The sequence below is a fragment of the Frankia sp. CcCS3 genome (assembly GCF_977927575.1).
On the sequence record NZ_CDWRCL010000342.1, the window covers coordinates 1 to 3018 of the forward strand.

Annotated in this window: 2 protein-coding genes; both read left to right on the top strand. The window is 69.7% G+C overall.

What is annotated here, in order from left to right; all coding sequences use genetic code 11:
• The first annotated feature begins 486 nt into the window (after positions 1–486).
• The gene (locus AC08OQ_RS18925; protein ID WP_476602340.1) at positions 487–639 is read left to right on the top strand and encodes a hypothetical protein; all 153 of its coding nucleotides are present in this window, start codon (positions 487–489) and stop codon (positions 637–639) included.
• A gap of 199 nt (positions 640–838) precedes the next feature.
• The gene (locus AC08OQ_RS18930; protein ID WP_476605905.1) at positions 839–2641 is read left to right on the top strand and encodes an adenine deaminase C-terminal domain-containing protein; all 1803 of its coding nucleotides are present in this window, start codon (positions 839–841) and stop codon (positions 2639–2641) included.
• Positions 2642–3018 lie beyond the last annotated feature (377 nt).

Consider the following 3018-nt stretch of genomic DNA (forward strand, 5'->3'; position numbering starts at 1 on the left):
ACATGGATCAGCAGTCGTTCCTGTTCATGGGGGCTCAGCAGCACGAATGCGAAGCCTAGCAGGCCGGGGAATGCCGTCGGCCCGGTTCGGTTCGGCGCGGTCCACGACATGCCGGTGACGCTCCGGCCCCGATGCTCGTCGGGCATATCGGGGTGCAATGGGGACGTAATGAAGTAACAAATACGTGATCGAGAGCATCATCGCAGGTCACAGGCCTGTGGAGGGTTCGAAACGCGCAAGTTATTTCATTTCGACTCCAATGTGACGGTCAGGTGAACGGCGACACTCCCGAAGCCCAAGAAAAGTTTCGTCCAGGTTTCCGTCCCGACATTGCCGGGGACGCCGCGGGAGTGTGGTTCCGTCAACAGCAAGAATGGAGTTACTGGTAATTCACCCGGGCGCGATGGGACCGATACGCCTTCTTTCTAACGTCCGGGGAACCGCTCGGGCCGGTCGGACCGACCGGCAGGTGGGGGTGCGCCCGGGATGAGGCTGACAGGGGTTCGGTTGCTCGCACTGGTCTTCGGGCGGGGCCGTGCCGCGGTCGGCATGATCGCCGGGATCGCCGTGTTCTTCCCGTCTCTGGTCAACATGGTGTTCCACCTGCGTTACCGGCCGGTTTCGGCGCATGGCGGGTAATGACACGTGGCAAACAACAATCACGCCATCGCCGCCCTCCCGGCGGGCGGTGCTGGTCCGCCGGCTCCGGGGGCACCCGGCTTGTTCTGGAGTAAAGGAAGTAATGGGGGTGATTTCGCCGTTGGTCATACGTGATCCTCTTCCGGGCGTGCCGCCATCGGGTGCAGCCTCGGTGCTGACCGGCAGACGAGAGGCCGCCATGAACGCCGAACGCTCCAGTCGGGGACTCCGGCTGATGACGGTGTCCGGACGGGCGCCCCAGCCGACCGTCTCCTCTGCCACGCCCCACCGATCGGCGTCTGCCACGCCCCACCGATCGGCGACCCCGGCCCGCACGGCGGCGTCGAACACGACCTTCTCCACCACCGCTCCCGCGGCCGACCCGCGTGATCCGGCGGCGGCTACTGGTCCGACCGGGCAGGTACCCGTGGTCGGCGCGGACCTGCTGCGTCCGTCCGAGGCACAGCTCGCTCGACTGCGTCGGGTGGCCGCGGGTGAGGAGGAGGCCGACCTCGTCGTACGCGGTGGGCTTGTCGTCGCCGTCCACAGCGGTGCCGTGGCCGCGCGGGACATCCTGATCGTGGGGTGCTACATCGCCGCAGTCACGAAGCCGGGAACGTTGGCGGGTCGGCGCTCGCTCGACGCCGCCGGCAGATTCGTCCTGCCGGCCTATGTCGACGCCGGCCTGCGCGTCGAGGAGACGCTGCTCACTCCGGGAGAACTGGCTCGCCTGATCGTCCCGCGGGGAACCGCCACCCTGGTGACCGACCCGGCCGTCCTGGTCGCGCTGGGCGGTCTGCGCGGTGTGGATCTGGTGACGGGATCCTCGACCCCGTTGCGGGTGCTGGTCCGAGCGGGGCAGGTTCCCGGGACCGGGGCGCCCGCCGCCCCGGTCGTCGAGGTGCCTCCGATACCGCCCGCCTCCGCGCTGACCGCGCTGTCCTCGGTAGGGGCGGCGCCCGTCAAGTCGTCCGCCACGGAGGCCGGCGGTCTGCTGCGGGCGGCCGACAGCGGGGCCGAGCCGGTCCGGGGCAGGGCCAGATCGGTCGCGGAGCTCGCCACGATCGGGCATCTCGATTACGACGTGCGACTTGCGGTCGGTCGGGGGATGGGCCAGATCGACGCCATCCGGCGGTTCTCCCTGCTCCCCGCCCGCAGGCACGATCTGGAACCCACCCTGGGGTCGATCGCGCCCACCCGCTTCGCCGATCTCCAGGTCGTCTCCTCCCTGGCCGGAACCGCGCCGCCCGACGTGGTGGTGGCGGGTGGCCGGATCGCCGCGGAATGCGGCCGACCCCTGTTCGACAACCTCGACATCTCGCCCGCCTGGGCCACCGGCCGGACACGACTCCCGGCGAACCTGCACGCCGGCTCCTTCACATCACCCGGCCTGCGACGGTCCCACCGGCAAGATGCCAGTGTGGTCGTGGTGAGCGTCGATCCCCCTCGCGACCCGGGGACGGCGCCGCCCGTCGGTGGACCAGCGCGGGCGTTGCGGATGACCGGGACGGGCCAGGTCTCCGACCTCTCCCGCCCGCGTGGGCTCCGTACCGTGCGGGTGGAACCCACCCTGCGGGACGGCTGGGCGGTGGCCGATCCGTCCCGGGACCTTCTCAAGATCGCAATTTTCGGTCGGGACGGCTCCTCGGACGAGATCGACGTCGGGATGCTCCGCGGGTGCGGGCTGACCCGGGGCGCGCTCGCGGTCACGACGGCGGAGCCGCCGGGGCATCTGATCGTCGTCGGGGCACGGGACGACGACATGGTGACCGCCGCCCGGGCCATCGAGGGCATGGGCGGGGGCTATGTGGTGGTCGACCAGGGCTGGGTGCGGGCGGCGTGCGCGCTGCCCCTGCTCGGGGTGATGAGTGACGCGCCCTGGGAGGCGGTGCTGGGAGAGCTGGCCGCGGTGGACACGGCCGCAGCCGATCTCGGCTGCCGGCTGCCGTTCCCGCTGCGCACGCTGGCCGGATGGGGCTGCGCCCTCTACACCCGGCCCTGACATGTCCACCTCAAACCTGTCGCCTCCCTCTCCGCAGTTCGTGCCAGCATCGGTAAGGTAACTCTGGGTGATGGTGGGGGTGTCGGCCTGGGTCGGTGCGGGTGGAAGCTGGCGATAACGCAGGTGAGATAGCGCAGGTGAGGTGATGAACGCCGCCGCCAAGCAAGATCAGAACTACGTCACTGAGCGTCCGTCTCGATGAACATCCACGTAACCTTCCGCCGTTATGGTCGGTTCTCATGCAGCGTTCGTCCGCCTGCCTGCCCGACCCCCGGGCCACCGGCCGGCTTCCCGCGTCGTCCCCTCCCGTGCTTCCTTCCACTGGTCGGACCACTGGTCGGATCGGGCGGGGGAGGCCGCTGTGACGACTAGGGCCT